General features: G+C 46.3%; 2 tRNA genes and 1 rRNA gene. All 3 read right to left on the bottom strand.

Features of this window, described 5'->3' with window-relative positions:
- Positions 1–206 precede the first annotated feature (206 nt).
- A tRNA-Ile gene (locus DW694_RS16740) sits at positions 207–280 on the bottom strand.
- Between the two features lie 23 nt (positions 281–303).
- Positions 304–376: transfer RNA gene (locus tag DW694_RS16735), tRNA-Ala, on the bottom strand.
- A gap of 5 nt (positions 377–381) precedes the next feature.
- A 5S ribosomal RNA gene (gene rrf / locus DW694_RS16730) occupies positions 382–499 on the bottom strand.
- Positions 500–516 lie beyond the last annotated feature (17 nt).

Below are 516 nucleotides of genomic sequence, written 5' to 3'. Positions count from 1 at the left end.
TCGATGTCTTCCTATCTTTGCGTTTGCATTAATTTCTTAATACTTTGCGTTTAAGGATATTTGATTAACTTAATCAAATTTCATGTATGCAGTTTTCAAGGTACAATATCGGGCTTTAATACTTAACACCCGAGTGGGCTTAAGTGGACCTTTGCCCTATTGCTCATGATTATGAACTTTTCGGGGTTCTGGTTCATTTAAACCAGTGGGCTTAAGTGGACTCGAACCACCGACCTCACGCTTATCAGGCGTGCGCTCTAACCAGCTGAGCTATAAGCCCATCTTGAAATCTTTCGATTTCAGTGGAGATGAAGAGATTCGAACTCTCGACCCCCTGCTTGCAAGGCAGGTGCTCTCCCAACTGAGCTACATCCCCATTTGATCTGGCAGCCACCTGCTCTCCCACACCGTCTCCAGTGCAGTACCATCGGCCGCTTAGGTCTTAACCGTCGTGTTCGGGATGGGAACGGGTGTGTCCCCTAAGCGCATCGCTACCAGAAATATCATTATTCAGTT

This window comes from Ruminococcus sp. AM26-12LB (assembly GCF_003480785.1).
Classification (GTDB): domain Bacteria; phylum Bacillota; class Clostridia; order Lachnospirales; family Lachnospiraceae; genus Blautia_A; species Blautia_A fusiformis.
This window is presented reverse-complemented; position numbering and strand designations above follow the sequence as displayed.